Raw genomic sequence first — 25,798 nt, forward strand, 5'->3', positions numbered from 1 at the left:
GACATGGCACGTGAGGTCCTGAACATCGGTCAGATCCGCATCCACTCCGGAAGCGCCACCCGCGAGGAGGCGATGAAGGAGGCCGCCGACCTGCTCGAGTCCGCCGGCGCCGTGACCTCCGCGTACTTCGACGCCATGCAGCAGCGCGAGCAGACCGTGTCGACGTACATGGGCAACGAGCTCGCGATCCCCCACGGCACCAACGAGACCAAGGATGCGATCCTCGACTCGGCACTGTCGTTCGTCCGCTACGACGGCGGCGTCGACTGGGGCGGCGAGCCGGTCTCCTTCGTCGTCGGCATCGCCGGCAAGGGCGACGAGCACCTCGACATCCTGTCTCAGATCGCTCTGCTCTTCTCCGAGGAGGACGACGTCGCTCGCCTCAAGGCGGCGCAGACCCCCGACGAGCTCTACGCGCTGCTCGCATCGGTGAACCAGTGAGCACCGCGGTCCACTTCGGGGCCGGCAACATCGGCCGTGGCTTCGTCGGTCTGCTCCTGAGCGAAGGCGGCTACGAGCTCGTCTTCTCCGACGTCGCCGCGCCCCTCGTCGATGCCATCAACGCCGCCTCCGAGTACACGGTGCACGAGGTCGGCGAGGGCGGCGTCGACCGCACCGTCACCGGCTTCCGTGCCCTCAACAGCGCGGAAGACCCGCAGGCCGTGGCAGATGCCGTCGCGGCAGCAGACGTCGTCACGACCGCCGTCGGCCCCACCGTGCTGAAGTTCATCGCGCCCCACATCCTCGCCGGCCTCGCCCTGCGCGATCCCGCCGCACCTCCGCTGGCCGTCATGGCGTGCGAGAACGCGATCGGTGCCACCGACCTGCTGCGCGACGAGATCCGCGCACAGGCCGGCGATGCCTGGGAAGCCGTCTCGGGCCGAGCGATCTTCGCCAACACCGCCGTCGACCGCATCGTGCCCGCGCAGCCCGCCGGCGCCGGCGTGGACGTCACGGTCGAGCCGTTCTACGAGTGGGCGATCGAGTCCGGTCCGTTCGGCGGCGAGCTGCCGAACATCCCCGGCGCGCACTTCGTCGAGAACCTCGAGCCGTACATCGAGCGCAAGCTCTTCACGGTCAACACCGGTCACGCCACGACCGCCTATTTCGGCGCGCAGGCCGGCACCCCGACCGTGGCCGAAGCCCTCGCCGTGCCGGAGATCGCCGCGAGCGTCTCGGCCGCGCTCGAAGAGACCTCGGCCCTCCTCGTCCACAAGCATGGTCTCGACGCCGGCGAGCTCGCGGACTACCGCGCCACGATCCTGCGGCGCTTCGCCAACCCCGAGCTGCCCGACACGGTCGGACGCGTGGGGCGGCAACCCCTCCGCAAGCTCTCGCGGCATGAGCGCTTCGTGGGTCCCGCCGCGGAGGCCGCCGAGGCCGGCCTGCCGGTCGACGCGCTGGTCGCGGCGATCGGGGCGGCGCTCGCGTTCGACGACCCGGAGGACCCGCAGTCGGTCGAGCTGCAGCAGCGCCTGCGCGCCGAGGACGCGGCATCCTTCACCGCATCCGTGACCGGGCTCGAGCCCTCGCACCCGTTGTACGCACGGGTCGAGCGCGTGGTCGCCGAACGTCAGGCGGCGATCGGCTCCGACGCTCGATGAGCCGAGACGCTGCGGCGGTGCGGGCGGCGGGTGACGAGCCCGGGCGCCCGCGCCGGCGGTCTCGGGCACGACGGATCGTCGTCGTCGTCACCCTGTCCCTCATCGGGGTCGTCGCGGCGGGTGTCATCGGCATCCTGGTCTGGAGCCAGGTAGGAGTCATGGACGCCGAGGCGGGCCCGCTCGACGCCGTCCACGCCGGCGAGCGCATCGTCATGTCCGAGGTCGAGGGCAGCGTCGTGCTCGAGCCCGCCGCCGGGCCGAGCGACGTCGGGCTCGTGTTCATCCCGGGCGCGAAGGTGCAGGCCGAGGCATACGCCGCGATCCTCGCCGACGTCGTGGCGGAGGACGAGGTGACCGTGGTGATCATGCGGCCGTGGCTCAACCTCGCCTTCTTCGACCCCCGCCCGCTGTCGTCGTTCACCGAGCTCGTTCCGAGCGTGGACACGTGGCTGGTCGGTGGGCACTCGCTCGGGGGCGTGCGTGCCTGCCAGCTGGCGGAGGATGCCGACGGACTCGTGCTGTTCGCGTCGTACTGCGCCACCGACCTGTCGGCGTCGGGGCTGCCCGTGCTCAGCCTGTCGGGCTCGGAGGACGGTCTGACGACCCCGCAGAAGGTCGATGACAACCGCCACCTCCTCCCCGAGGATGCCGCCTTCGTCGAGATCGCCGGCGCCAGCCACGCATCCTTCGGCGACTACGGCCCCCAGGCCGGCGACGGCACCCCCGGAATCTCCGCTCCCGACATGCGCGCCGAGGTCACCGCGGCGCTGTCGGACCTCGTGGCCTCTCTCCCCCGCTGACCCGGCGTGCCGGGGCGCCGAGGTCCCAGTTCGGCCGGGAACTCGGCGGCTATACCCGGCTCAAGTGGGACCTCAGTGACGCCTCGGGGGTCAGGGACGCCAGCCAGCGCGGAAAAGAGCAGACCGGACCATATCGACCGCCCGTCGGCCGTCACCGCGCAGGTGATGGCGCAAGATCCGCACATGCTCCCAGCCGCTCGCGCGGATCGCGTGCCAGCGGTCGGCGTCTCGCGCGAATTGGGCGTCGTCGAAGGCATGCTGGCGCCCGTCGTACTCGACGGCCACCCGCCATCGCCGATAGGCGAGGTCGAGCCGTGCGATGAAGACGCCCGATGCCTGTCGCAACTCCGGATTCAGCTCCGGCTCGGGGAGCCCCGCCCGCTGAAGGACCAGACGCAGACGCGTCTCCTCCGACGATTCCGAACCGGGCCGGATGTCGGACAGCGCACGGATGAGCCGGCTGCGCCCGCGCGTCGCGTGCAGCTCGACTTCGTCCACCAGCTGGTCGAGCGTCACGAGCCCGCCGCGGCCGACGATGTAGTCACCGGCCGCGACGAGGTCGTCGTGCTGCCAAGCCGCCCCGACATGACGCCACGCACGAGCGGGATGCTCGAACGGGATGCCGCCGACAGCCCACACCGCCGGTGAGCGTTCGCCCAGGCGGTGCCCGACCACCCCCTCGGCTCGCGGCTCTCGGTTCGGCCGATGGGCCGACACGTGCAGGACGAGCGGATCGCTCCTGAGCGGGAGCGGCGCCCCGAATCGGGCGAGTGCGGTGTCGTGGCTGAAGAACTGCCATGGCCGCAGCCTCGGCGCATACTGGGCGCACCGCTCGGCGATATCCGGAGGGCTGGCGCTACGCGGTATCCGGACACCGCGAAACGGGATCTCGAGATCACTCGCGTCGAGTCGTCCCGCCGTCACACCCATCACGCGTGCGGCACCGACCGAGAACGGCACGCCGCGCAGCGGCTCAGGAAGGGGCTGGGGTCGACGCATCCCGACAGCCTGGACCTCATCGTCGCTTCAGCGGCTCCCCCGCCGCCGCGTCTGTGAGCATCCCGGCGCTCACCGCCCCTGGGCAGAAACCGCGAGGTCCCAGTTGGGCCGGGAATCAGACTCTGAAACCCGGCCCAACTGGGACCTCGCGGAAATCAGGCCGGGGTCAGGAGCCGAAGCCCTCGGCGATGACCTCGATGAGCTCCTCGCGCTCCTCGACCGAGAGGAAGGCCCCGGCGGCGGCGTTGAGCTGGAAGGCCTGCAGGTCGTCGAGGTCGTAGTCGAACGTCTGCGCCAGGGTCGCGAGCTCGCGCGTGAGCGAGGTGCGGCTCTGCGTGCGGTTGTCGACGTTCACGGTGACCGAGAAGCCCAGCTGGTACAGCAGATCGAAGGGGTGGTCCTCCCACTGCGTGCCCCATCCGGCGATGGCACCGGTCTGCAGGTTCGACGAGGGCGACAGCTCGAGCGGGATCTCGCGGTCGCGCACCCACCGAGCGAGGTCGCCGAACTGCACGAGCACCTCTTCGCCCTCACGCGAGACGACGTTGAGGTCCGACGCGATGCGGACACCGTGGCCGAGGCGCTGCGCCCGGCCGTCGATGAGCGCCGACCGGATCGAGTCGAGCCCCGCGGCCTCGCCCGCGTGCACCGTCACCGGGAAGAACTCCGACGCGAGGTAGTCGAACGCGTCGCGGTGCTGGGCGGGAAGGAAGCCGTCCTCGGGCCCCGCGATGTCGAACCCCGCGACGCCGCGACCGCGGTTGTCGACGGCCAGACGCGCGATCTCGAGCGAGCGATCGGCCTGACGCATCGCCGAGAGGATCTGACCGACGCGGATGTCGTGACCCTTCGCCTCGGCGGCATCCTCGCCCTCCTCGATGCCCTCCTGCACGGCGTCGACGGCGTCCTGCAGCGACAGTCCGCCGCGCAGGTGCTGTTCGGGCGCCCAGCGCACCTCGCCGTAGACCACGCCGTCGGCGGCGAGGTCGGTCACGAACTCGCGCGCGATGCGGCGCAGGCCGTCGCGGGTCTGCATGACCGCGAGGGTGACCTCGAACGTCTTGATGTAGTCGACGAGCGACCCGGAGTCGCTCTGCTCCTCGAACCAGTCGGCGAGGTCGTCGGCGTCGGTCTCGGGCAGGTCGGTCCCGAGCTCGTCCGCCAGCTCGACGATCGTCGCGGGGCGCACGCCCCCGTCGAGGTGGTCGTGCAGCGAGACCTTGGGCAGCGACCGGACCGAGACGCCCTGCAGTGTGACGTCGGCGTGCTGTTCGATCGGCATGGCGGGCTCCTCCGGACGGAACGGGCGGGTGGGTCGGGCGGGTGGACGGAACGGGACGGTGGTCGGCACCCGACGAACGGATGCTGCCCGGCTCAGGCCGTGATGCGCTCGAGGACGAGCGGCCCCGCGGGCGGAGCGTCGTCGTCGATCTCCCACGCGCCGTGCAGCGCGTCGAGAGCACGGTCGAACCGGGCACCATCATCGGCCAAAAGGGTGAACAGCGGCTGACCAGCGGCCACCTCGTCGCCCGGCTTGACGTGCAGGTCGATGCCCGCCGCGTGGATCACCGGGTCCTGCGCACGGGCACGACCGGCACCGAGGCGCCAGGCCGCGATGCCGAACGGCAGCGCCTCGAGGCGTGAGACGACACCGGCTGTCGGCGCGGTGATCGTGTGCGTCTCGCGGGGCGTCGGGAGCGCGGCATCCGGGTCGCCGCCCTGCGCCTGGATCATGCGGCGCCAGACATCCATCGCGCGGCCGTCGGCGAGGGCAGCTTCGACGTCGGCATCGGGCTGTCCGGCCAGCGCGAGCATCTCACGCGCGAGGGCGACGGTCAGCTCGACGACGTCGGCGGGTCCTCCACCGGCGAGCACCTCGACCGATTCGCGCACCTCGTTCGCGTTTCCGATCGCGAGGCCCAGCGGCGCGTTCATGTCGGTGAGGAGCGCGGTCGTCGCAACGCCCGAGTCGGCGCCGAGCGCGACCATCGTGCGGGCGAGCTCGCGCGCCTTGTCGACGTCCTTCATGAAAGCGCCGGAGCCGAACTTCACATCGAGCACGAGCGACTCGGTGCCCTCGGCGATCTTCTTCGACATGATGCTCGAGGCGATGAGCGGGATCGCCTCGACCGTGCCGGTGACGTCGCGGAGCGCGTACAGCCGCTTGTCCGCGGGCGCGAGGCCCGAGCCGGCGGCGCAGATGACGGCGCCGACGTCGCGCAGCTGCGCGAACATCTCGTCGTTCGACAGCGCGGCGCGCCAGCCGGGGATCGACTCGAGCTTGTCGAGCGTGCCCCCGGTGTGACCGAGGCCGCGGCCCGACAGCTGCGGCACGTCGACGCCGAACGCGGCGACGAGCGGAGCGAGGGGCAGTGTGATCTTGTCGCCGACACCACCGGTGGAGTGCTTGTCGACCGTGCGCTTGCCGAGACCGGCGAAGCTCATCCGCTCACCCGAGGCGATCATCGCGTCGGTCATGACGCGGATCTCGTCGCGCTCCATGCCGTTGAGCAGCACCGCCATGGCGAACGCCGCCATCTGCGAGTCGGCCACGTACTCGCGCGTGTAGGCGTCGATCATCCAGCGGAGCGCGTCCTCGGGGACGGCGCCGCCGTCGCGCTTGGTGCGGATGACGTCGACGGCGTCGAACGCCTCGACAGCGGATGCGGTGGACTCGGCGCTCATCGGGCGGCCTCCTCGAGGTCGCGGGGCCCGAACGCGTCGGGCAGCACCTCGTCGATCGTGCGGATGCCCGAGACGGTCTCGAGCAGCATTCCGGGCAGGGCGAACTCGTTCAGCAGCTGGCGGCACCGGCCGCACGGCATGATCGTCTGACCGTCGTTGTTGACGCACACGAAGGCGACGAGCTGTCCGCCGCCCGACATGTGCAGGTCGCCGACGAGGGCGCACTCGGCGCACAGCCCGACGCCGTACGACGCGTTCTCGACGTTGCATCCCGAGACGATGCGACCGTCGCTGACGAGCGCTGCCGCGCCCACCCGGTAGCGCGAGTACGGCGCATACGCGCGCGTCATGGCTTCGGTCGCAACGGCGCGCAGCTCGTCCCAATCGATGTCTGTCACAGCAGCGTCACCCCTTGATGTACGGCTTGCCGGCGGCGGCCGGCCCACGGATGTGCCCCGCGAACCCGGCGACCGCGAGGATCGTCACGAGGTACGGCAGCATGAGCATGAACTCGCTGGGGATCGGCGTACGCAGCACCGTCAGCAGGTTCTGCAGGTTCGTCGCGAAGCCGAAGAGCAGCGCCGCGAGAGTGGCGCGGATCGGGTCCCAGCGTCCGAAGATGACGGCGGCGAGGGCGATGAAGCCGAGGCCCGCGGTCATCTCCTTGGTGAAGGTCGGCACCGAAACCAGCGTGAAGTACGCGCCACCGGCTCCGGCGATCGCTCCGGCGAGGCTGACGTTCCAGAACCGGGTCGGGTTCACCTTGATGCCGACGGTGTCCGCCGCCTGCGGGTGCTCGCCGACGGCGCGCAGACGCAGGCCCCAGCGGGTGCGGTACAGCCCCCACGCGACGAGGCCGACCGTGACGTACATCAGGTAGACGATGAACGTCTGGTTGAACAGCACGGGTCCGATCACGGGGATGTCGCTGAGCAGGGGGATCGGCAGGCGCTGGAACGTCGTCGCCCGGTTGAGGGTCGCCTCGTTCGGCGCGAGGAGCGCACCGAAGAGGAAGCCGGTGAGGCCCGTGACGAGCACGTTGAGCACGACACCGACGATGACCTGGTCGACGAGGTAGCGGATCGAGAAGACCGCGAGCACCAGGCTCACCAGGACACCGCCGACCATGGCGGCGATCAGTCCGATGAACGGGTTGCCGGTGATGCTGCCGACGACGACGGCGCCGAACGCGCCGAGCAGGAACTGGCCCTCGATGGCGACGTTCACGACGCCGACGCGTTCACCGATGACACCGCCGAGAGCGCCGAAGATGAGCGGCACCGACAGCGACACCGCGCCGAACAGCAGACCGATGACGGGAACGAGGCCCTCCGCTGCCGCCCACACGAGGAAGGCGAACACACCCACGAATCCGGCCACCGCCACCAGCCAGGTGCGCGGACGACGGTACGAGAGGGCGTCCCACGCCGCGACCGCCGTGATGACGGCCATCAGGACGAGCAGCGTCCAGCTGGTCGGCCCGGTCGGCAGCGCGACGTCGGGGATGGGGATGGTCGAGCCGCCGTCGGCGAGGCGGAACGTGCTCGTGCCGCCTCGCGGGACCAGGGCGAACAGCAGCGCCAGCAGCAGCGTCGCCACGCCGAGGGCGATCGCCGGCTTGAGGTGGCGGACCTTCACCGCGGCGGGAGCCGCGGCGGCGGAGGTCAGATCGGTCGTTGCCATCAGGCACCCGCCTTCACAGCTGCGCGGCGCGACGAGTTCTTCGTGCGGCCCGACGCGCGCTTCTCAGCTTCGGTCTTGGGAAGGAAGAAGATCGTCCGCACGAGCGGCGGCGCCGCGATGAACAGGACGATGAGCGCCTGCACCACGAGCACGATCTCGACGGGGATGCCCTCGGAACCCTGCATCGTGAAGCTGCCCGCCTTGAGCGCGCCGAGCAGGATGCCGGCGGCGAAGACGCCCCACGGACGCGAACGCCCGAGCAGGGCGACCGTGATCGCGTCGAACCCGATACCCGCGTCGATCGAGCCGGTGAAGCCGGTGGTGACCTGGCCCTGCACCTGGTTCATCGCGGCGAGGCCCGCGAGTCCGCCGGCGAAGAGCATCGCGTAGATGTACATGCGCTCGACGGAGATGCCGGCGGCGCGAGCGGCGTGCGGGTTCTCGCCCACGGCACGCAGACGCAGGCCGAGGCTCGAGCGCTCGATCACCCACCACACGACGATCGTCGCGATGATGACGACGACGAATCCCCAGTCCAGCAGCGGGTACTGCGGACCGAGCAGCTCGGGGAACTGCGCGGAGTCCGGGGTGCGCAACGAGATCGACTGCGTCGTCCCGGGCTGCTGCAGGAGCGCGGGGGTGCGCACCATCCAGCTGACGAGGTAGTAGGCGATGTAGTTGAGCATGATCGTGAGGATCACCTCGTGCGCACCGGTCCGCGCCTTCAGCAGGCCGACGAGCCCGCCCCACAGTGCGCCGCCCACGATGCCGGCGATCAGCGTCAACGGCAGGTGGATGAACATCGGCAGATCGAGGTTGAACGTCACGAGCGCCGCGAAGGCGGCACCGATGAGGATCTGGCCGCGGCCGCCGATGTTGAACAGACCGGCGCGGAAGGCCAGCGCGACGCCGAGCCCGGCGGCGATCAGGGGGGCCGCGAAGCCGAGGGTGTTCGTCAGCGGACGAATCTGCGTCGCGAAGTCGTCGACGCGCGAGTTGAAGACGGCGCCGCGGAACAGCGCGTCGTAACCGCCCGACACCGACTGCCAGATCGCGACGAAGGTGTCTCCCGGACGCGCGAAGAAGTACCCGGATGCCGCTGCCACGCGCTCGTCGGTGACGGCCATCATGATTCCGCCGACGATGAGCGCGAGCACGATGGCGAGCAGGGTGATGACGGCACTGCTGCGCATCACCTCGGTGATGACGCGGTTCGTCGTCGGCGGCGGAGCCACCTCGGGCTTCCCCGTCAGGGGGCCGCCGACGGGCGGCAGCTGCGAGTCCGCGGGCTCGACGGGCACGTCGGGACCGGGACCGGGGGTGGGGGTGGTCATGCTGCTGACTCCTCGGGGACCTCGCCGGCCATCATCAGGCCGAGCACGTCGCGCGGCGTCGTCGCCGGGACGACGCCGACGATGCGACCGCGGTACATCACCGCGATGCGGTCGGCCAGGGCGACCACCTCGTCGAGCTCGGTCGAGACGACGAGGACGGCGACACCGGAGTCACGGGCCTCGATGATGCGCTTGTGGATGAACTCGATGCTGCCGACGTCGACGCCGCGCGTGGGCTGCGCCGCGACGAGCAGACGCAGCGGACGGGCCATCTCGCGCGCGATGACGACCTTCTGCTGGTTACCGCCCGACAGGGTGCCGACCGGGGTGTCGGGGCCCTGCGTACGGATGTCGTACTCGGTGATGCGCTCGCGGGCGAACGCTTCGAGCGCCCGGCGGTCGATCGTGCCCGCGCGGCTGAAGGCGCGGTCGTCGGAGCGGTCGAGGATGAGGTTCTCCTGAACGGAGAAGGCTCCGACGAGCCCGTCCTCCTTGCGGTCCTCGGGCACGAATCCGACACCGCGGTCGAGGATCGCGCGGACGCTGCGGCCGCCCAGCTCGTCGCCGTCGAGGCGGATCGAGCCGTGGTCGATCGGCAGCAGCCCGAGGATCGCTTCGACGATCTCGGTCTGGCCGTTGCCCTGCACGCCGGCGACGGCGACGACTTCGCCCGAGCGCACCTGCAGGTCGACGTCGTCCACCACGACGATGCCCGACGGCGTGACGACGCGGATGCCGTCGAGGACGAGTCCCCCCTCCCCCACGTTCGGGGCGCCCTTGGCGACGACCATCTCGACGGGGCGGCCGACCATGAGCGCAGCCAGCTCGGCGTTGCTCGCGGTCGGCGAGGCCTCGCCGACGACCTTGCCCAGGCGGATGACGGTGATGCGGTCCGCGACCTCGCGGACCTCGCGCAGCTTGTGGGTGATGAAGACGATCGAGGTGCCCTCGTCGCGCAGCTGGCGCATGATCGCCATGAGCTCGTCGGTCTCCTGCGGAGTGAGCACGGCGGTGGGCTCGTCGAACACGAGGACCTTCGCCTCGCGCGAGAGGGCCTTGATGATCTCGACGCGCTGCTGCACGCCGACGGGCAGATCGCCGACGACGGCGTCGGGGTCGATCTGGAAGCCGAAGCGGTCGGCGACGGCGCGCACGTGCGCACGAGCGGCAGCGAGGTCGAGGACGCCGAGGCCCTTGGTGTTCTCGTGACCGAGCATGACGTTCTCGGCGACGGTGAAGACCGGCACGAGCATGAAGTGCTGGTGCACCATGCCGATGCCGGCGCTCATGGCGTCGCCGGGCCCGCGGAAGTCCTGGACGACGTCGTCGAGGAGGATGTGGCCCCCGTCGGCCTGATAGAGGCCGTAGAGGACGTTCATGAGGGTCGACTTGCCGGCGCCGTTCTCCCCGAGGAGAGCGTGGATTTCGCCCGGCCGGACGACGAGGTCGATGTGATCGTTGGCGACCAGGGTGCCGAAGCGCTTGGTGATGCCCCGGAGTTCGAGCTTCATGTCGGCCAATCTATGCGACGGATGGTGGGTGGACAGCGGTCGGGGCCGGGGAACTATCGTTCCCCGGCCCCGACGACTCATGAGCTCACGGAGAGTTCGGCGAGTCCACGGTGATGTCACCGGCGACGATCGCCTCCTGCAGGGCGGTCAGCTCGTCGGCGAGACCGGCCGGCAGACGCGACTCGAAGTCGTGGAAGCTCGACAGCTTGACGCCCTCGTTCTTCAGCGTGCCGACGTACGGGTCGGTCGTGAAGTCACCGCTCTGGGCGGCGACGGTGGCGTCGTAGACGGCGACGTCGATCGCCTTCTGGATCGACACGAGCGTCAGGTCGGCGACGGTGTCGTCCGAGACGGCGAGGTCGCTGTCGACACCGAGCATCACGACATCGCGGTTGCCCTCGCGGATCGCCTGCGCGGCACTCTGGTAGATCGGGCCGCCGACGGGCAGGATCACGTCGACACCCTGGTCGAGGATGCCCTGGGCGACCTGCTTGGCGGTGTCGTTGGCGGTGAAGCCACCGGTGAAGTTGCCGTCCTGAGCGGTGATGTCCCAGCCGACGACGCCGACGTTCGCGCCCTTGTCCTCGTTGTACTTCTCGACGCCCAGCTGGAAGCCGTCCATGAAGACGGTGACCGAGTTGAACTTGTCGCCACCGAACGTGCCGACCTTGTTGACGCCTGCCTCGGCCGACCACGAGGCCGCCGCGTAGCCACCGAGGTAGGCGGCCTCCGCGGTGTTGAACACCAGCGGCTTGATGTTCGGCGCGTCGGTCTTGCCGTCGAAGTCGGTGTCGGCGTAGTCGTCGATGATCGCGTAGTCGATGTCGGGGTTCGCCGTGGCCGACGCGACGGTGGCCGGGGCGAGCTTGTACCCGACGGCGACGATGAGGTCGCAGCCCTCCGAGACGAGCGTCTCGAGGTTGGGGCCGTAGTCGTTCTCGGTGGTGGACTCGACCTCGATCGATTCCACGCCGAGCTCCTTGGCCGCGCGATCCATGCCTTCCTTGGCCGACTGATTGAACGAACGGTCGTTCCAGCCGCCCTCGTCGGAGACGAGGCAGGGGGTGAAGTCCGAGCCCGCCTCGGGTGCGGCGGATCCGCCGGCCTCATCGGGTGCGGCTCCGCAACCGGCGAGGGCGACGAGAAGGCCCGCGGCAGCTGTGATGCCGACGAGCTTCTGAGGGGTCGAGAGTGTCAATGCAGCCTCCACATTGAAGGCGCCGCGGACTTCGCGGCGGCTGGAATGAAGTTACCTACTGTTTCGCCCGGCTTGCACGCCGGACGCACCGCGCCCCGCGAATGGTTACAAAGACGCAATGTGCGCGTCACAGAACGTCGCCGCGGCCCGTCAGCTTGAGGGCGTCGACGACGTGCTTGACCCGCTGGGCGTTCTCGCTCGTGGTCACCAGAAGCGCGTCGGGGGTATCGACGACGACGATGTCCTTGACGCCGATGAGGCTGATGACGCGCGAGGTGTGGCTGACGACGATCCCGCTGGCGGCGTCCGACAGGATGCGCGCGTTCTCTCCCAGGATCGCGAGGTCGTTCTTGCGCCCGTTGGAGTTGAGCTTCGCGAGGCTCGCGAAGTCGCCGACGTCGTCCCAGTCGAAGTGCCCGGGAACCACGGCGAGCTTGCCCTTCTCGGCAGCCGGCTCGGCGACGACGTAGTCGATCGCGATCTTCTTCAGCTTCGGCCAGATGCGGTCGACGGCGGGCCCGCGCCGGTCGCGGTCGTCCCAGGCCTCGGCGAGCTCGAGCAGCCCCGCGTGCAGCTCGGGACTGTTGGCCTCGATCTCGGCCAGCAGGACGTCGGCGCGCGAGATGAACATGCCCGCGTTCCACAGATACGACCGGTCGGAGACGTAGGCACGTGCGGTCTCGAGATCGGGTTTCTCGACGAATCGCTCGACGAGGGAGGCGTCACGGGCGCCCTCGACGATGAGCTCGCCCCCGCGCTTGATGTAGCCGAAGCCGACCGCGGGCTCGGAGGGAGTGATCCCGATCGTGCAGATGTAGCCCTCGCGCGCGACCTCGACCGCGTCGCGGACCGCAAACTCGAACACCCGGCTGCCGCGGATGACGTGGTCGGCGGCGAACGAGCCGACGATGACGTCGGGATGCCGGCGGTGCAGGATCGCGGCAGCCAGACCGATCGCGGCCGCGGAGTCGCGCGGCTCCGACTCGAGGAAGACGTTCTTGTCGGGGATGCCGGGAAGCTGAGCCTCGACGGCCGCGCGGTGCGCGCGACCGGTGACGACGGCGATGCGGTCGGGACCGGAGAGCGGCGCGAGCCGGTCCCACGTGTCGCGCAGCAGCGAGTGCCCCGACCCCGTGAGGTCGTGCAGGAACTTCGGCGCGTCGGCACGCGACAGCGGCCACAGCCTGCTGCCCACCCCTCCGGCGGGGATGACGGCGTAGAAGTCCGGGATCTCGTCGACCATCCTCCGAGCGTACCGGGGCCCCGGCCCTCGCCCCGGCGCAAGAACCCCGTTTCTTTAGGGTGCCCTTCGTCGCCCCGCGTCATTTTCCCGGCCTAGAATCGTTGTGCGCCCATGTGACGCCGGGGGTCAACCACCCCACCGGGGCATCGATCGCCCCCACGAACCGTGTTCGATCCAGGGAGGACGACCGTGTCTGCACCAGCACGCGTCACACCGTCGGTAGCCCAGACCACCTCAAAGACCCCGCGCGGCACGCTGTACCGCGGCAACGAGGGCATGTGGTCGTGGGTGCTTCACCGCATCACCGGCGTGGCCATCTTCTTCTTCCTCTTGGTCCACGTGCTCGACACCGCGCTGATCCGCGTGTCGCCCGAGGCCTACGACGCCGTCATCGGCACCTACAAGAACCCGATCATGGGTCTCGGCGAGGTCGCCCTCGTCGCCGCGATCGTGTACCACGCCTTCAACGGCCTGCGCATCATCGCGGTCGACCTGTGGCCGTGGGCCACGCGTCATCAGCGTCAGCTGTGGTGGGGCGTGCTGGCTGTCTGGGCCGTCACGATCATCGGCTTCGCTGCCCGTCACGTGCCCATCGTTCTCTCCGAGATTGGAGGGGGTCACTGATGACCGCCGACACCCTTGCCGCTCCCCGCAGCCCGCAGGTCCGCAAGAAGGGCGCCAACCTCGAGAAGTGGGGCTGGGTCTACATGCGCGCCTCCGGCGTGCTGCTGGTCGTCTTGATCTTCGGCCACCTCTTCGTCAACCTGATGCTCGGCGAGGGCATCAAGGGCATCGACTTCGCGTTCGTGGCGGGCAAGTTCGCCAGCCCGTTCTGGCAGTGGTGGGACGTCCTCATGCTGTGGCTCGCCCTGATCCACGGCGCGAACGGCATGCGCACGATCGTGAACGACTACGTCACCGGTGCAACGGCGCGGAAGGTCCTCGTCTGGGCCATCTGGCTCTCGGCCGGCCTGCTGATCCTGCTCGGCACCCTGGTCGTGTTCACCTTCGACCCCTGCCTCGGAGTGACGGCGGACAGCATGCTCTGGGAGACCTGCCAGGGCTGACCCTGCGCTCCGACGACGTGAATCACAGCAACGAAAGGCTCGCCCCGTGAGCACCCAGACCGAAGAGGTCGTCGTCAAGGACGGCATCCACTACCACCAGTTCGACATCGTCATCGTCGGCGCCGGCGGCGCCGGCATGCGGGCGGCGATCGAAGCCGGTCCGGGCGCCCGCACCGCGGTGATCTCGAAGCTCTACCCGACCCGCTCGCACACCGGTGCGGCACAGGGCGGCATGGCGGCGGCGCTCGCCAACGTCGAAGAGGACTCGTGGGAGTGGCACACCTTCGACACCGTCAAGGGCGGCGACTACCTCGTCGACCAGGACGCGGCCGAGATCCTCGCGAAGGAGGCCATCGACGCGGTCATCGACCTCGAGAACATGGGCCTGCCCTTCAACCGCACGCCCGACGGCAAGATCGACCAGCGCCGATTCGGCGGCCACACCGCCGACCACGGCAAGTCCCCGGTCCGCCGCGCCTGCTATGCCGCCGACCGCACCGGCCACATGATCCTGCAGACGCTGTTCCAGAACTGCGTCAAGCTCGGCATCAACTTCTTCAACGAGTACTACGTGCTCGACCTCATCACGGTGACCGCCCCCGACGGCTCGACCCAGACCGCGGGCGTCGTCGCCTACGACCTGGCAACCGGCGACCTGCACGTCTTCCACTCGAAGGCCGTCGTCTTCGCCACCGGCGGCTTCGGCAAGATCTACAAGACGACCTCCAACGCCCACACTCTCACGGGCGATGGCGTCGGCATCGTCTGGCGCAAGGGCCTGCCGCTCGAGGACATGGAGTTCTTCCAGTTCCACCCGACCGGCCTCGCCGGTCTCGGCATCCTTCTCACCGAAGGCGCGCGCGGTGAGGGCGCGATTCTGCGCAACGCGTCGGGCGAGCGATTCATGGAGCGCTACGCCCCCACCATCAAGGACCTCGCTCCCCGCGACATCGTCTCGCGGTGCATGCAGCAGGAGGTCGCCGAGGGCCGCGGCGCCGGACCGCACCGCGACTACGTGCTGCTGGACTGCACGCACCTGGGCGCCGAGGTCCTCGAGACCAAGCTCCCCGACATCACCGAGTTCGCCCGCACCTACCTGGGTGTCGACCCGGTCGTCGAGCCCGTTCCCGTCATGCCCACCGCGCACTATGCGATGGGCGGCATCCCCACCAACGTCAAGGCCGAGGTCCTCGCGGACAACACCACCGTCGTCCCGGGCCTCTACGCCGCCGGCGAGTGCGCGTGCGTCTCGGTGCACGGCTCGAACCGCCTCGGCACCAACTCGCTGCTCGACATCAACGTCTTCGGCAAGCGCGCCGGCCGCAACGCCGTCGAGTACGTCAAGACCGCCGACTTCGTGCCGCTGCCCGAGGACCCCGCCAAGGAGGTCCGCGAGCTCATCGAGGGCGTGCGCAACAACCCCGGCACCGAGCGCATCGCCGTCCTGCGCAAGACGCTCCAGGACGAGATGGACAAGGGCGCGCAGGTGTTCCGCACCGAGGAGTCGCTCCTGCACGTCATGGACGTCATCGCCGACCTGCGCGAGCGGTTCAAGAACATCCACGTCGACGACAAGGGCAAGCGGTTCAACACCGACCTGCTCGAGGCGGTCGAGCTGGGCTTCCTGCTCGACATCGCCGAGGTCGTCGTGGTCGCCGCGCGCAACCGCAAGGAGAGCCGTGGCGGACACATGCGCGACGACTTCCCGACGCGTGACGACGAGAACTACATGAAGCACACGATGGCCTACCTCTCGGGCGACCCCCACTCGTCGCACGCCGAGGACCACATCCGGCTCGACTGGAAGCCCGTCGTGTTCACCAAGAACGAGGCCGGCGAACTGCGGTACCCGCCGCTGGAGAGGAAGTACTGATGACGATCGCCGAAACCGATGCCGCGGCCCCTGCCGAGGCGGCGAACGACACCGGCATCCAGTCGTTCCTGGTCACCTTCATCATCCGGCGCTTCGACCCCGAGGTCGACAGCGAGCCGAGGTGGGTCGACTACGACGTCGAGCTCTACTCGACCGACCGTGTGCTCGACGCCCTGCACAAGATCAAGTGGGACGTCGACGGATCGCTGACCTTCCGGCGCTCCTGCGCCCACGGCATCTGCGGCTCGGACGCGATGCGCATCAACGGCCGCAACCGCCTGGCCTGCAAGACGCTCATCAAGGACCTCGACATCTCGCAGCCGATCTACGTCGAGGCGATCAAGGGCCTGCCGCTGGAGAAGGACCTCGTCGTCGACATGGAGCCGTTCTTCGCCTCCTACCGCGAGGTGCAGCCGTTCCTCATCGCCAACTCGAAGCCCGAGGCCGGCAAGGAGCGCATCCAGTCGATCGCCGACCGCGAGATCTTCGACGACACCACCAAGTGCATCCTGTGCGCCGCGTGCACCTCGTCGTGCCCCGTGTTCTGGACCGACGGCCAGTACTTCGGCCCCGCCGCGATCGTCAACGCGCACCGCTTCATCTTCGACTCGCGCGATGATGCCGGCGACGTTCGTCTCGACATCCTCAACGACAAGGAGGGCGTGTGGCGCTGCCGCACGACCTTCAACTGCACCGAGGCATGCCCGCGCGGCATCGAGGTCACCAAGGCGATCGCCGAGGTCAAGCAGGCGGTTCTGCGCGGTCGTTGAGCCGGGCGGGCCCCGTGCCCGAGCAGCTGACCGTCCCGCCGCGGGTAGATTCGAAGGCGTGGATCCCGACCCCTCGGCGACAGATGCGCTTCGCGAACGGTGGGACTCGTCCCGATTGCGCGAGCGTCTCGACCAGCCCATCGAGCGTGCGACGACGATCACCCGTCGCACGCTCGGCTGGTTCCCGATCCGCGTCTGGCGCCACTTCCTGCGCCACAACGGCTTCCTCCTCGCGGCGAGCATCAGCTATCAGTCGCTCTTCGCCCTCTTCGCCACGATCTACACGGCGTTCGCCGTCGTCGGCCTCTGGCTCGGCGGCTCGTCGATGGCGATCGACGCCCTGATCGACGTCGTCAACAGCTACATCCCGGGCCTGATCTCCGGCAGCGGTCCCGTCTCGCCGAGCGACGTCGCCGACATCGCCCGCAACAGCGGCAGCGTCCTGGCGGTGACGGGTGCCGTCGCGCTTGCGGTCGCGATCTGGACGGCGATCGGCTTCGTGACGTTCACCCGCCGCGCCGTGCGCGACATCTTCGGGCTCCCCTTCGACACCCGGAACTACGTGCTCCTGAAGCTGCGCGACTTCGGCGCCGCCCTGCTGTTCGGCCTCGTGCTCGTGCTCGGCGCCGCGCTCGGCCTCGTCGCCGGTGGCATCGTCCGGCAACTGTTCGACCTCTTCGAGATCCCCTACGAGTCGACGACGATCGACGTGCTGAGCCGGCTCGCGTCGGTGCTGGTCGCGATCGTCATCAACGCCGCCGCCCTCACGGCGCTCATCCGATTCCTCACCGGCACCGCGCTGCCGTGGCGGAAGATCATCCCCGGATCGATCTTCGGCGGCACCGCGCTGAGCGTCCTGCAGCTGGGTGCCGGCTTCCTCGCCGTCTACTCCCCCACGAACCCGCTCCTCGCGACGTTCTCGGTGCTCATCGGGTTCCTCCTCTGGCTGCGCCTCGCCGGAATCGTCATCCTCGTCGCGGCCTCATGGGTCGCGGTGTCGGCCGCTGATGACGACATCCCGCTCGAGGTCAAGACCGAGGAGGAGCGCCGCGCCGACGAGCGACGGGCCCTGCGCGTGGTGGCCGAGGCGCAGCTGCGCGACGCCGAGCATGCTCTCGCCGAGGCCGGGTGGTGGAAGCGCGTTCCCGCGCGGCGTGACGTGAATCGGGCTCGCGAGCTGCTCCGACGCCTCGATGCGGAGGAGCGGGCCGCTCGCTGAGCCATGTCGGCGGTCGCGATTACGCTGGCAGACGTGTCACGCCGTCTTCGCATCGCTTCCGTCAACGTCAACGGCATCCGCGCCGCCGCTCGCAAGGGCATGCACGAGTGGCTCGAGACCGCCGACGTCGACATCCTGACCCTCCAAGAGGTCCGCGCCCAGGCCTCCGATCTCGCGGCGGCGCTGCCGGGCTGGCACTTCGTCTCGGACGAGGCGCTCGCCAAGGGGCGCGCGGGCGTCGCGATCGCCGCCCGCGAGCCCCTCGACGTGTGGCGCATCGAACTCGGCGACGACGACCTCGACTCCAAGGGTCGCTGGGTCGAGGCCGACATCGAGGTCGCGGGAGAACACCTCACGGTCGTCAGCGCGTACGTCTTCACCGGCGAGGCCGACACCGAGAAGCAGGTCGCGAAGTACGCCTTCCTCGATGCGATGGAGAAGCGGATGCCGCAGCTCGGCGAGCTCGCCGTCATCACCGGCGACCTGAACGTCGGGCACCGCGAGTTCGACATCCGCAACTGGCGCGGCAACCGCAAGAAGGCGGGCTTCCTTCCGCGCGAGCGCGCGTATTTCGACCGGTTCACCGCCCCCGCGGGCGTCGAGATCGACACCGTCGACGGTGAACGGGGCACGGGTCTCGGATGGGTCGATGTGGGCCGCACCTTCGCCGGCGAGGTCGACGGCCCCTACACGTGGTGGTCCAACCGCGGAAAGGCGTTCGACACCGACACCGGGTGGCGCATCGACTACCACCTCGCCACACCGCAGCTCGCGGAGCGAGTCGCCGACTACCACGTCGTGCGCGCGCCGTCGTGGGACACCCGGTGGAGCGATCACGCCCCCGTCGTGGCGGACTACGTCTTCCCGGGCTGATCCCACGACCGGGGGCGACCGGGACGACAGGGCTGGGGGCGACAGGGCTGGGGAGGACGCCCGTAGACTTCTCTGGTGACCAAGCCCCGCCTGTACTCCGGAATGCAGCCGTCCGCCGATTCGCTCCAGATCGGCAACTACATCGGGGCTCTCATGCAGTGGCGCGACCTGCAGGACACCTACGACGCATTCTTCTCCGTCGTCGATCTGCACGCCCTGACCCAGCCGAACGACCCGGCTGAGCTGCGCGCGAAGACCCGGCGTACCGCGGCCCAGTACATCGCGGCGGGTATCGAGCCTTCCCGCTCGACGCTCTACGTGCAGTCGCACGTCCGCGCGCACGCGGAGCTCGCCTGGGTGCTCTCGACCATCACCGGTTTCGGCGAGGCCGGCCGGATGACGCAGTTCAAGGACAAGTCGCAGCGGTACGGCGCCGACGCCACCAATGTCGGGCTCTTCACCTACCCCGTGCTCATGGCCGCCGACATCCTGCTCTACCAGACCGACATCGTGCCGGTCGGTGACGACCAGAAGCAGCACGTCGAGCTGACGCGCACTCTGGCCGAGCGGTTCAACTCGCGCTACGGCGAGACGTTCCGCGTGCCGATGCCCGTCATCCAGCAGGACACCGCCCGCATCTACGACCTGCAGAACCCGACCGCGAAGATGTCGAAGTCGGCCGAGTCGGATGCCGGTGTGCTGTGGCTGCTGGACGACCCGAAGGTGTCGGCGAAGAAGATCATGCGCGCCGTCACCGATTCGGAGGGCTCGGTGCGCTACGACCGCGAGAACAAGCCCGGCGTGTCGAACCTCCTCGTCATCTACGCAGCACTGACCGGCCGTCAGATCCCCTCGATCGAGGACGAGTACGCCGGTCGCGGCTACGGCGACTTCAAGAAGGGCCTGGGCGAGGTCGTCGTCTCCGAGTTCGGACCGGTCCGCGAGCGGGCCCTCGAGCTGCTCGACGACCCCGCCGAGCTCGACCGGGTGCTCGCGTCGAACGCTTCGCGCGCCGACGAGGTTGCCGACCGCACCCTCGGTGACGTCTACGACAAGTTGGGACTGCTGCGTCGTGTCTGACAACGAATCCACCGAGCGCGACCCGGAGCTGCCTGCTGCGGCCGAGGGCGGCCCGGATGCCGCGACGCCGGGCGGTCCCGCACAGATGCCGGCCGAGCCCGCGCCCGCGCTGATCGAGGCGCTCGACGAGGCTGCGGCCGCGTCGAAGGCCGCCCCCGCCGACGCCGCGGTGCAGGAGCGGCTCTGGCGTGCCGCCTTCGCGCTCGACCGCTGGCTCTTCATCGCCCGAGGCTCCGACGACGAGCCCACTCCCTTCGCCCTGCGCTCCGACGAAGGCGCGGTGATCTTCGCGTTCTCCACAGCCGACCGGGCGCATGAAGCCGCGCTCGGCTTCGGCCTGCCCGAGGAGGAGGCGTCGCGCCTGCTCGCCGTGCCGCTTCCCTCGGCGGCGGCCTGGGTCGCGTCCTACGCCGAGGCCGGAGTCGAGGCGATGGTCTTCGACGCGCCCCGCAACGGTGCCATGGCCCCACTGTCGAACCTCGCCGCGATGGCGGTCTACATCTCGCAAAACCCGTCGGTCTGATCCCGGGACGGCCCGGTCCTCGCCGGGGCCGGGTAGTTGACCGGCCTTGCACCCGACCTCGGTAGGGTCGGGGGATGGAACCGGTGACCCTGCGTACCGCGCGGCTCGAGCTGTCGATCCCCACGCTCGACGACGTCGATGCCATCACGACCACGGCTCAGGACCCCGAGGTGCCGCGCTGGACGACCCTGCCATCTCCCTATACGCGCGAGCACGCCGAGGACTTCGTCGCGAAGGCCGCAGGCTGGTGGGACGAACAGTCCGAGCTGACGTGGGGCATCCGCCGAGAGGGCGCCTGGATCGGCATGATCGGCCTCCATCGCGTGAGCCCGGGCGGTGCCGCGGAGATCGGGTTCTGGATGAGCGCGCCGGCGCGCGGGCACGGCTACCTGAGCGAGGCCGCCCGTGCTGTCATCGACTTCGGGTTCGCCGAGCCGCTGGCGCTCGCGCGCATCGAATGGCGGGCTGTCGCCGGCAACATCGCCTCGGCGCGGACCGCACGCAGCCTCGGGTTCCGGTACGAGGGGATGCTGCGCCAGGGCCTGTCCGACATCCGCGGCCGCCACGACGGCTGGATCGCCGGCATCCTGCCCACCGACGACCGCGCCCCGCAGCCCTGGCCGATCCTCACCGACTGAACCCCGACCGGCAGCGCCGCCGCGCGCAACCCCGTGCCCGGTGGGGGTGGTGCGTGCCAGGATGACGCCATGCCCGAGATGCCGGAAGTGCAGGGACTCGTCGACTACCTCGGCGGTCGCCTCGCCGGGCGCCGAATCACGAAAGCCCGTGTCAGCGCGATCTCTGCCCTGAAGACCTACGACCCGCCGATCGAGACCCTCGAGGGCACGACCGTGACCGCCGCAGCCCGCCACGGCAAGTTCGTCGACCTCGCCACCGACAGCGGCACGCACCTCGTGTTCCACCTCGCCAAGGCGGGATGGCTGCGCTGGTACGACGCGCTGCCGTCGACCGTCATCCGCCCCGGCAAGACCCCGATCGCGCTGCGCGTCGGGTTCGACGACGACTCCGGTTTCGATCTGACCGAGGCCGGCACGAAGAAGTCGCTCGCGGTCTACGTCGTCCGCGATCCGGCCGAGGTGCCGGGCATCGCACGACTCGGTCCCGACCCGCTGGATCCCTCGTTCGACCGCGACGCCCTCGCGAGCCTGCTGGCGGGCCGCCGCACGCAGATCAAGGGCGTGCTACGCGATCAGTCGATCGTCGCCGGAATCGGCAATGCCTATTCCGACGAGATCCTCCACGTCGCGAAGTTGTCTCCGTACGCACTGGCGGCGAACCTCGATGACGCCGAGATCGACCGGCTCTATACGGCGCTCAGCGAGACGCTGGCCGAAGCCGTCGCCGCGGCATCCGGCAAGCCGCCCGCCGATCTGAAGGACGCGAAGCGCCGCGGGATGCGGGTCCACGGCCGCCGCGGCGAAGCGTGCCCGGTGTGCGGCGACGAGGTGCGCAGCGTCTTCTTCGCCGACAACAGCCTCGAGTACTGCCCGACGTGTCAGACCGGCGGCAAGCTGCTCGCCGATCGCCGGCTCTCACGCCTGCTCAAGTGACGGCGGAAGTCGGGAATGCCGCGAGCGTCCGCGCGTTGAGTACGATCGGAGTATTGAACGTGCTCCGGGGTCGGTGAGAATCCGAACCGGCGGTGAGAGTCCGCGACCCTCGAGGCCCTCGGGCCGAGAGGTTGATCCGGTGGAATTCCGGGACCGACGGTGATGCGACGCGAGTCGCTAGTCCGGATGAGAGGAAGCACGGCAGCGTTCGCGCTGCGCGCGCCCACCCGCGTCCCCGGAGACTGACCGAAGGACGAAGGATGCCGGGCACCACCGACCGCGAGATCGCCGCGATGCGTCGTGCCTTCGAGCTCGCCGGCAACGGTCCGCGCGGGCTGAACCCCCAGGTCGGCGCCGTGCTCCTGGCGCCCGACGGCTCGGTGCTCGCAGAGGGCTGGCATCGCGGCGCGGGCACTCCGCACGCCGAGGTCGACGCCCTCTCTCAGCTGCCCGCGGGGGCCGCCCGCGGCGCCACCGCCGTCGTGAGCCTCGAGCCCTGCAACCACACCGGCCGCACGGGCCCGTGCGCGCTCGCGCTCATCGAGGCCGGCGTCGCGCGTGTGGTCTACTCGGCGTCCGACCCGGGCGACGCTTCGGCCGGCGGGGCGCAGCGCCTGCGTGATGGCGGGGTCGACGTCGTCGACGGAGTGCTCGCCGACGAGGGCCGAGCCCTCATCCATGACTGGCTGACCGTGCAACGCCTCGGTCGTCCGCACGTCACCGTGAAGTGGGCGCAGTCGCTCGACGGTCGCGCCGCGGCCGCCGACGGCACGAGCCAGTGGATCACCGGCCCCGCCGCGCGCGCAGACGTGCACCGCCGCCGGAGCGAGGCCGATGCCATCGTCGTGGGCACCGGCACGCTCTTCTCGGACGACCCCGCTCTGACCGCCCGGCGACCGGACGGCACCCTGCACGACCGGCAGCCGATGCCCGTCGTCCTCGGCCAGCGTGCCGTGCCCGACGACGCGCTCGTTCGCCGTCATCCGCTGCCGTTCCTGCACCGCGACGGCGAGAACCTGGGCGGCGAGAGCTCCAACGAGCCCTCGCTGATGGCGGAGCTGCGCGAACTCGGTGTGCAGCGCGTGTTCGTCGAGGGCGGCCCGACCATCGCGAGCGCGTTCGTGCGTGCCGGACTCGCCGACGAGATCCTGGCCTACATCGCTCCGACGCTCATCGGCTCCGGCGCAGCCGGCGACGACCGCCCGGCGCTGCGTTCGCTCGGCGTCGAGACGATCGCCGACCAGCGACGTCTGCGCGTGAGCTCGATCGAGACTCTCGGCGACGACCTGCTGGTGATCGCCTCCCCCGTGCCCCCGACATCCCCGTCCGAAGGAGACGCCTGATGTTCACCGGAATCATCGAAGAGATCGGCGAGGTCGTCGCCGTCGAGCCGTCGGGTGACGGCGTGCGGATCACCGTGCGTGCGCCGAAGGCGGTGTCGGATGCCGGCCACGGCGACTCCATCGCCGTCAGCGGCGTCTGCCTCACGGTGGTCGATCAGGGCGACGACTGGTTCACGGCGGACGTGATGCGCCAGACCCTCGACGTGTCGAGCCTCACCGGGATCGAGCCGGGCCGGGCCGTGAACCTCGAGCGCGCGCTCGCGGCGCACACCCGCCTGGGCGGGCACATCGTGCAGGGACATGTCGACGGCCTCGGCCGCGTCCTGGAAGTGCGTCCCGGCGAGCAGTGGCGCGTCCTGCGCATCTCGGTGCCCGCAGATCTCGCCCCGCTCGTCGTCGACAAGGGCTCGATCACGGTCGACGGCGTCTCGCTGACCGTCAGCGACGTCAGCGCCGCGATCGTGCCGGAGGCGTGGCTCGAGGTCTCCCTGATCCCCGAGACCCTCGCCGCGACGACGCTCGGCGACCGGATCGCCGGCGACGCGGTCAACCTCGAGACCGACATCCTCGCCCGACACGTCCAGCGGCTGCTGGCATTCACCACCCTTTCGAACGAAGGAGGCTCCCGATGAGCCTTTCTCCCCTCTCCGAAGCGCTCGACGCGCTGCGGGCCGGAAAGCCGATCATCGTCGCCGACGATGAGAACCGCGAGAACGAGGGCGACGTCATCCTGTCGGCCGCCCTCGCCACGCCCGAGTGGATCGCATGGACGGTCCGTCACTCGAGCGGCTTCATCTGCGCTCCGATGCCCGCCGAGTGGGCCGATCGCCTCGACCTCCCCCCGATGGTCGAGACGAACGAGGACGCTCGGGGCACCGCCTACACCGTGTCGGTCGACGCTGCCGAGGGCGTGACCACCGGCATCAGCGCCGCCGACCGGGCCCGCACCCTCACGGTGCTGGCCGATCCCGCGTCGACGCCGGGCAGCGTCATCCGCCCCGGCCACATCCTCCCCCTGCGCGCCGTCGAGGGCGGCGTGCGCGAGCGCAGCGGTCACACCGAAGCCGCGGTCGAGCTCATGCAGCTCGCCGGTCTCGAGCCGGTCGGCGCGATCGCCGAGATCGTGGCCGATGACGGTTCGATGATGCGGATGCCGGGTCTGCTCGAGCTCGGTGAGCGCGACGGCATCCCGGTCATCACGATCGAGCAGCTCATCGCACACCTCGACGAGACCGACCCGCGTCCCGCCGGCGGTGCCGCATCGAACCGGCGCCGCGTGAGCCTGCGGGCCGAGGCGCAGGTGCCGACCTCGCACGGCGCGTTCCGGTTCCTCGCCTACAAAGATCGCGTCACCGGGACCGACCACATCGCGGTCGTCTCGGGCGACCTGACCGAGGCCGCCCCGCTCGTGCGCGTTCACTCCGAGTGCCTCACGGGCGAGGCGTTCGGCTCGCTCAAGTGCGAGTGCGGACCGCAGCTGGATGCCGCTCTCGACGCGATCGACCGCGACGGCGGGATCGTCATCTACATGCGCGGGCACGAGGGTCGCGGCATCGGCCTCATCAACAAGCTCCGGGCCTACCAGCTGCAGGAGCGCGGGCTCGACACCCTCGATGCGAACCTCGCACTGGGGCTCCCCGCCGACGCCCGCGATTACGCGGCGGCGGCCGGCATCCTCGCGGACCTGGGCGTGGGCAGCATCCGGCTGCTGACGAACAACTCGGACAAGGTGTCGCAGCTGCGCGCGCTCGGCCTCGACATCGCCGAGCAGGTTCCCCTGCTCGTCGGCGTGGGCGCCAACAACCACCAGTATCTCGCCACGAAGCGCGACCGCATGGGGCACATCATCGACGACGCCGAGCTGAGCGCGGCGCTCGCCCGCGGCACAGCCGCAGCCACCGCGGACGAGACCACCGACCCCCGACAGAACTCGGAGAACATCGCATGAGCGGACACGGCGCCCCCGAACGCCAGCAGATCGACGCGAGCGACCTGAAGGTCGTCGTCGTCGCCGGCCAGTGGCACGACGTCATCACCGACGGTCTCATCGCCGGCGCCGAGCGCGTGCTCGAGGAGTCGGGTGCGGCCTGGCGCCTCGTGCGCGTGCCGGGATCCTTCGAGCTTCCGGTGGTGGCGAAGGCCGCGCTGGATTCCGGAGCGGATGCCGTCGTCGCCCTCGGCGTCATCATCCGCGGCGGCACACCGCACTTCGACTTCGTGTCGTCGGCGGCCACCGACGGGCTGACGCGCGTCGCGATCGACACGGGCAAGCCGGTCGGTTTCGGCGTGCTCACCCTCGACGACGAGCAGCAGGGCATCGACCGGGCGGGTCTGCCCGGCTCGAAGGAGGACAAGGGTGCCGAGGCCGCGGATGCCGCGCTGCGCACCGCGCTGACGCTGCGTACGCTTCGCGGCTGACACC

26 protein-coding genes are annotated in these 25,798 nt (G+C 70.0%); 17 read left to right on the plus strand and 9 right to left on the minus strand.

Translation table 11 applies throughout. The annotated features are described in order from the left end of the window. Window positions 1-3: 3 nt before the first annotated feature. The 3 genes from C1N74_RS12340 to C1N74_RS12350 are packed head-to-tail and all read left to right on the plus strand — an operon-like array spanning window position 4 to window position 2,404. Entirely contained in the window at window positions 4-441 is a 438-nt protein-coding gene (locus C1N74_RS12340) for a PTS sugar transporter subunit IIA (protein WP_023955519.1), read from the plus strand. Then, window positions 438-1,604, plus strand: coding sequence for a mannitol-1-phosphate 5-dehydrogenase (locus C1N74_RS12345; RefSeq protein ID WP_023955520.1), 1,167 nt, complete (start codon window positions 438-440; stop codon window positions 1,602-1,604). Before C1N74_RS12340 ends, C1N74_RS12345 begins: the two co-directional genes overlap by 4 nt. Continuing rightward, on the plus strand, window positions 1,601-2,404 hold the full coding sequence (locus C1N74_RS12350; RefSeq protein WP_137750627.1) for an alpha/beta hydrolase: 804 nt from the start codon (window positions 1,601-1,603) through the stop codon (window positions 2,402-2,404). Before C1N74_RS12345 ends, C1N74_RS12350 begins: the two co-directional genes overlap by 4 nt. Before the next feature lie 90 nt (window positions 2,405-2,494). On the opposite strand, the gene C1N74_RS12355 is transcribed toward C1N74_RS12350, so the two are convergent. The 9 genes from C1N74_RS12355 to C1N74_RS12395 all read right to left on the minus strand — a co-directional run bounded on the left by C1N74_RS12355 (window position 2,495) and on the right by C1N74_RS12395 (window position 13,057). After that, on the minus strand, window positions 2,495-3,403 hold the full coding sequence (locus tag C1N74_RS12355) for a hypothetical protein (RefSeq protein WP_137750628.1): 909 nt from the start codon (window positions 3,401-3,403) through the stop codon (window positions 2,495-2,497). 166 nt (window positions 3,404-3,569) lie between these two features. Next, window positions 3,570-4,685, minus strand: coding sequence for an adenosine deaminase (locus C1N74_RS12360; RefSeq protein ID WP_071919213.1), 1,116 nt, complete (start codon window positions 4,683-4,685; stop codon window positions 3,570-3,572). A 92-nt stretch (window positions 4,686-4,777) separates the two neighbouring features. Further along, window positions 4,778-6,088, minus strand: a complete 1,311-nt coding sequence (locus C1N74_RS12365; RefSeq protein WP_137750629.1) for a thymidine phosphorylase — start codon at window positions 6,086-6,088, stop codon at window positions 4,778-4,780. Then, the gene (locus tag C1N74_RS12370) at window positions 6,085-6,486 is read right to left on the minus strand and encodes a cytidine deaminase (RefSeq protein WP_023955526.1); all 402 of its coding nucleotides are present in this window, start codon (window positions 6,484-6,486) and stop codon (window positions 6,085-6,087) included. The genes C1N74_RS12365 and C1N74_RS12370 overlap by 4 nt, the downstream gene beginning before the upstream one ends. A 7-nt stretch (window positions 6,487-6,493) precedes the next feature. Then, window positions 6,494-7,771: an ABC transporter permease gene (locus C1N74_RS12375; protein WP_023955528.1), complete on the minus strand. Its 1,278-nt coding sequence runs from the start codon at window positions 7,769-7,771 to the stop codon at window positions 6,494-6,496. Then, window positions 7,771-9,105: an ABC transporter permease gene (locus C1N74_RS12380; protein WP_023955530.1), complete on the minus strand. Its 1,335-nt coding sequence runs from the start codon at window positions 9,103-9,105 to the stop codon at window positions 7,771-7,773. The genes C1N74_RS12375 and C1N74_RS12380 overlap by 1 nt, the downstream gene beginning before the upstream one ends. Beyond that, window positions 9,102-10,616, minus strand: a complete 1,515-nt coding sequence (locus C1N74_RS12385; RefSeq protein WP_137750630.1) for an ABC transporter ATP-binding protein — start codon at window positions 10,614-10,616, stop codon at window positions 9,102-9,104. Before C1N74_RS12385 ends, C1N74_RS12380 begins: the two co-directional genes overlap by 4 nt. An 85-nt stretch (window positions 10,617-10,701) precedes the next feature. Continuing rightward, window positions 10,702-11,814 carry a BMP family protein gene (locus C1N74_RS12390; protein ID WP_023955534.1) on the minus strand — a complete coding sequence of 371 codons (1,113 nt, stop codon included), beginning with the start codon at window positions 11,812-11,814 and terminating at the stop codon, window positions 10,702-10,704. A 127-nt stretch (window positions 11,815-11,941) separates the two neighbouring features. Further along, window positions 11,942-13,057: a mannose-1-phosphate guanylyltransferase gene (locus tag C1N74_RS12395; RefSeq protein ID WP_023955536.1), complete on the minus strand. Its 1,116-nt coding sequence runs from the start codon at window positions 13,055-13,057 to the stop codon at window positions 11,942-11,944. Window positions 13,058-13,246: 189 nt separating this feature from the next. Between C1N74_RS12395 and sdhC the strand changes: the two genes are divergently transcribed. The 14 genes from sdhC to ribH all read left to right on the plus strand — a co-directional run bounded on the left by sdhC (window position 13,247) and on the right by ribH (window position 25,794). Next, a complete protein-coding gene (gene sdhC, locus C1N74_RS12400; protein WP_023955538.1) occupies window positions 13,247-13,681 on the plus strand; it encodes a succinate dehydrogenase, cytochrome b556 subunit in 435 nt (144 codons plus the stop codon). Further along, complete coding sequence (locus C1N74_RS12405) at window positions 13,681-14,124, plus strand: succinate dehydrogenase hydrophobic membrane anchor subunit (protein ID WP_023955540.1); 444 nt, start codon at window positions 13,681-13,683, stop codon at window positions 14,122-14,124. Before sdhC ends, C1N74_RS12405 begins: the two co-directional genes overlap by 1 nt. Before the next feature lie 46 nt (window positions 14,125-14,170). Then, entirely contained in the window at window positions 14,171-15,997 is a 1,827-nt protein-coding gene (gene sdhA / locus C1N74_RS12410) for a succinate dehydrogenase flavoprotein subunit (protein ID WP_023955542.1), read from the plus strand. Next, window positions 15,997-16,767, plus strand: coding sequence for a succinate dehydrogenase iron-sulfur subunit (locus tag C1N74_RS12415; RefSeq protein WP_137750631.1), 771 nt, complete (start codon window positions 15,997-15,999; stop codon window positions 16,765-16,767). Before sdhA ends, C1N74_RS12415 begins: the two co-directional genes overlap by 1 nt. A 58-nt stretch (window positions 16,768-16,825) precedes the next feature. Further along, window positions 16,826-17,986, plus strand: a complete 1,161-nt coding sequence (locus tag C1N74_RS12420) for a YihY/virulence factor BrkB family protein (RefSeq protein WP_071919210.1) — start codon at window positions 16,826-16,828, stop codon at window positions 17,984-17,986. A 3-nt stretch (window positions 17,987-17,989) separates the two neighbouring features. Next, window positions 17,990-18,859 (plus strand): exodeoxyribonuclease III, encoded by an 870-nt coding sequence (locus C1N74_RS12425; RefSeq protein WP_023955548.1) that lies wholly within the window; start codon window positions 17,990-17,992, stop codon window positions 18,857-18,859. Window positions 18,860-18,934: 75 nt separating this feature from the next. Beyond that, window positions 18,935-19,939, plus strand: a complete 1,005-nt coding sequence (gene trpS, locus C1N74_RS12430; protein WP_137750632.1) for a tryptophan--tRNA ligase — start codon at window positions 18,935-18,937, stop codon at window positions 19,937-19,939. Then, window positions 19,932-20,462, plus strand: a complete 531-nt coding sequence (locus C1N74_RS12435; protein WP_023955552.1) for a hypothetical protein — start codon at window positions 19,932-19,934, stop codon at window positions 20,460-20,462. The genes trpS and C1N74_RS12435 overlap by 8 nt, the downstream gene beginning before the upstream one ends. Window positions 20,463-20,536: 74 nt before the next feature. After that, complete coding sequence (locus C1N74_RS12440; protein ID WP_137750633.1) at window positions 20,537-21,100, plus strand: GNAT family N-acetyltransferase; 564 nt, start codon at window positions 20,537-20,539, stop codon at window positions 21,098-21,100. A 69-nt stretch (window positions 21,101-21,169) separates the two neighbouring features. Continuing rightward, window positions 21,170-22,033 carry an Fpg/Nei family DNA glycosylase gene (locus tag C1N74_RS12445; protein WP_064955708.1) on the plus strand — a complete coding sequence of 288 codons (864 nt, stop codon included), beginning with the start codon at window positions 21,170-21,172 and terminating at the stop codon, window positions 22,031-22,033. 260 nt (window positions 22,034-22,293) lie between these two features. Next, complete coding sequence (gene ribD, locus C1N74_RS12450) at window positions 22,294-23,376, plus strand: bifunctional diaminohydroxyphosphoribosylaminopyrimidine deaminase/5-amino-6-(5-phosphoribosylamino)uracil reductase RibD (protein WP_088380547.1); 1,083 nt, start codon at window positions 22,294-22,296, stop codon at window positions 23,374-23,376. After that, the gene (locus tag C1N74_RS12455) at window positions 23,376-24,008 is read left to right on the plus strand and encodes a riboflavin synthase (RefSeq protein ID WP_023955562.1); all 633 of its coding nucleotides are present in this window, start codon (window positions 23,376-23,378) and stop codon (window positions 24,006-24,008) included. The genes ribD and C1N74_RS12455 overlap by 1 nt, the downstream gene beginning before the upstream one ends. Then, window positions 24,005-25,324 (plus strand): bifunctional 3,4-dihydroxy-2-butanone-4-phosphate synthase/GTP cyclohydrolase II, encoded by a 1,320-nt coding sequence (locus tag C1N74_RS12460; protein ID WP_023955564.1) that lies wholly within the window; start codon window positions 24,005-24,007, stop codon window positions 25,322-25,324. The genes C1N74_RS12455 and C1N74_RS12460 overlap by 4 nt, the downstream gene beginning before the upstream one ends. Then, window positions 25,321-25,794, plus strand: coding sequence for a 6,7-dimethyl-8-ribityllumazine synthase (ribH, locus tag C1N74_RS12465; RefSeq protein WP_023955566.1), 474 nt, complete (start codon window positions 25,321-25,323; stop codon window positions 25,792-25,794). Before C1N74_RS12460 ends, ribH begins: the two co-directional genes overlap by 4 nt. Window positions 25,795-25,798 lie beyond the last annotated feature (4 nt).

The sequence above is a fragment of the Microbacterium sp. SGAir0570 genome, from assembly GCF_005491085.2.
In the GTDB taxonomy this organism is placed as follows: Bacteria; Actinomycetota; Actinomycetes; order Actinomycetales; family Microbacteriaceae; genus Microbacterium; species Microbacterium arborescens.

Bases quoted from the DNA above. Each gene is read 5' to 3' on its own strand.
- C1N74_RS12340 (WP_023955519.1), top strand. From the start codon at position 4: ATGGCACGTGAGGTCCTGAACATCGGTCAGATCCGCATCCACTCCGGA.
- C1N74_RS12350 (WP_137750627.1), top strand. From the start codon at position 1,601: ATGAGCCGAGACGCTGCGGCGGTGCGGGCGGCGGGTGACGAGCCCGGG.
- C1N74_RS12355 (WP_137750628.1), bottom strand. From the start codon at position 3,403: ATGCGTCGACCCCAGCCCCTTCCTGAGCCGCTGCGCGGCGTGCCGTTC.
- C1N74_RS12360 (WP_071919213.1), bottom strand. From the start codon at position 4,685: ATGCCGATCGAACAGCACGCCGACGTCACACTGCAGGGCGTCTCGGTC.
- C1N74_RS12365 (WP_137750629.1), bottom strand. From the start codon at position 6,088: ATGAGCGCCGAGTCCACCGCATCCGCTGTCGAGGCGTTCGACGCCGTC.
- C1N74_RS12375 (WP_023955528.1), bottom strand. From the start codon at position 7,771: ATGGCAACGACCGATCTGACCTCCGCCGCCGCGGCTCCCGCCGCGGTG.
- C1N74_RS12380 (WP_023955530.1), bottom strand. From the start codon at position 9,105: ATGACCACCCCCACCCCCGGTCCCGGTCCCGACGTGCCCGTCGAGCCC.
- C1N74_RS12385 (WP_137750630.1), bottom strand. From the start codon at position 10,616: ATGAAGCTCGAACTCCGGGGCATCACCAAGCGCTTCGGCACCCTGGTC.
- C1N74_RS12395 (WP_023955536.1), bottom strand. From the start codon at position 13,057: ATGGTCGACGAGATCCCGGACTTCTACGCCGTCATCCCCGCCGGAGGG.
- C1N74_RS12405 (WP_023955540.1), top strand. From the start codon at position 13,681: ATGACCGCCGACACCCTTGCCGCTCCCCGCAGCCCGCAGGTCCGCAAG.
- C1N74_RS12415 (WP_137750631.1), top strand. From the start codon at position 15,997: ATGACGATCGCCGAAACCGATGCCGCGGCCCCTGCCGAGGCGGCGAAC.
- C1N74_RS12425 (WP_023955548.1), top strand. From the start codon at position 17,990: ATGTCGGCGGTCGCGATTACGCTGGCAGACGTGTCACGCCGTCTTCGC.
- C1N74_RS12440 (WP_137750633.1), top strand. From the start codon at position 20,537: ATGGAACCGGTGACCCTGCGTACCGCGCGGCTCGAGCTGTCGATCCCC.
- C1N74_RS12445 (WP_064955708.1), top strand. From the start codon at position 21,170: ATGCCCGAGATGCCGGAAGTGCAGGGACTCGTCGACTACCTCGGCGGT.
- ribD (WP_088380547.1), top strand. From the start codon at position 22,294: ATGCCGGGCACCACCGACCGCGAGATCGCCGCGATGCGTCGTGCCTTC.
- C1N74_RS12455 (WP_023955562.1), top strand. From the start codon at position 23,376: ATGTTCACCGGAATCATCGAAGAGATCGGCGAGGTCGTCGCCGTCGAG.
- C1N74_RS12460 (WP_023955564.1), top strand. From the start codon at position 24,005: ATGAGCCTTTCTCCCCTCTCCGAAGCGCTCGACGCGCTGCGGGCCGGA.
- ribH (WP_023955566.1), top strand. From the start codon at position 25,321: ATGAGCGGACACGGCGCCCCCGAACGCCAGCAGATCGACGCGAGCGAC.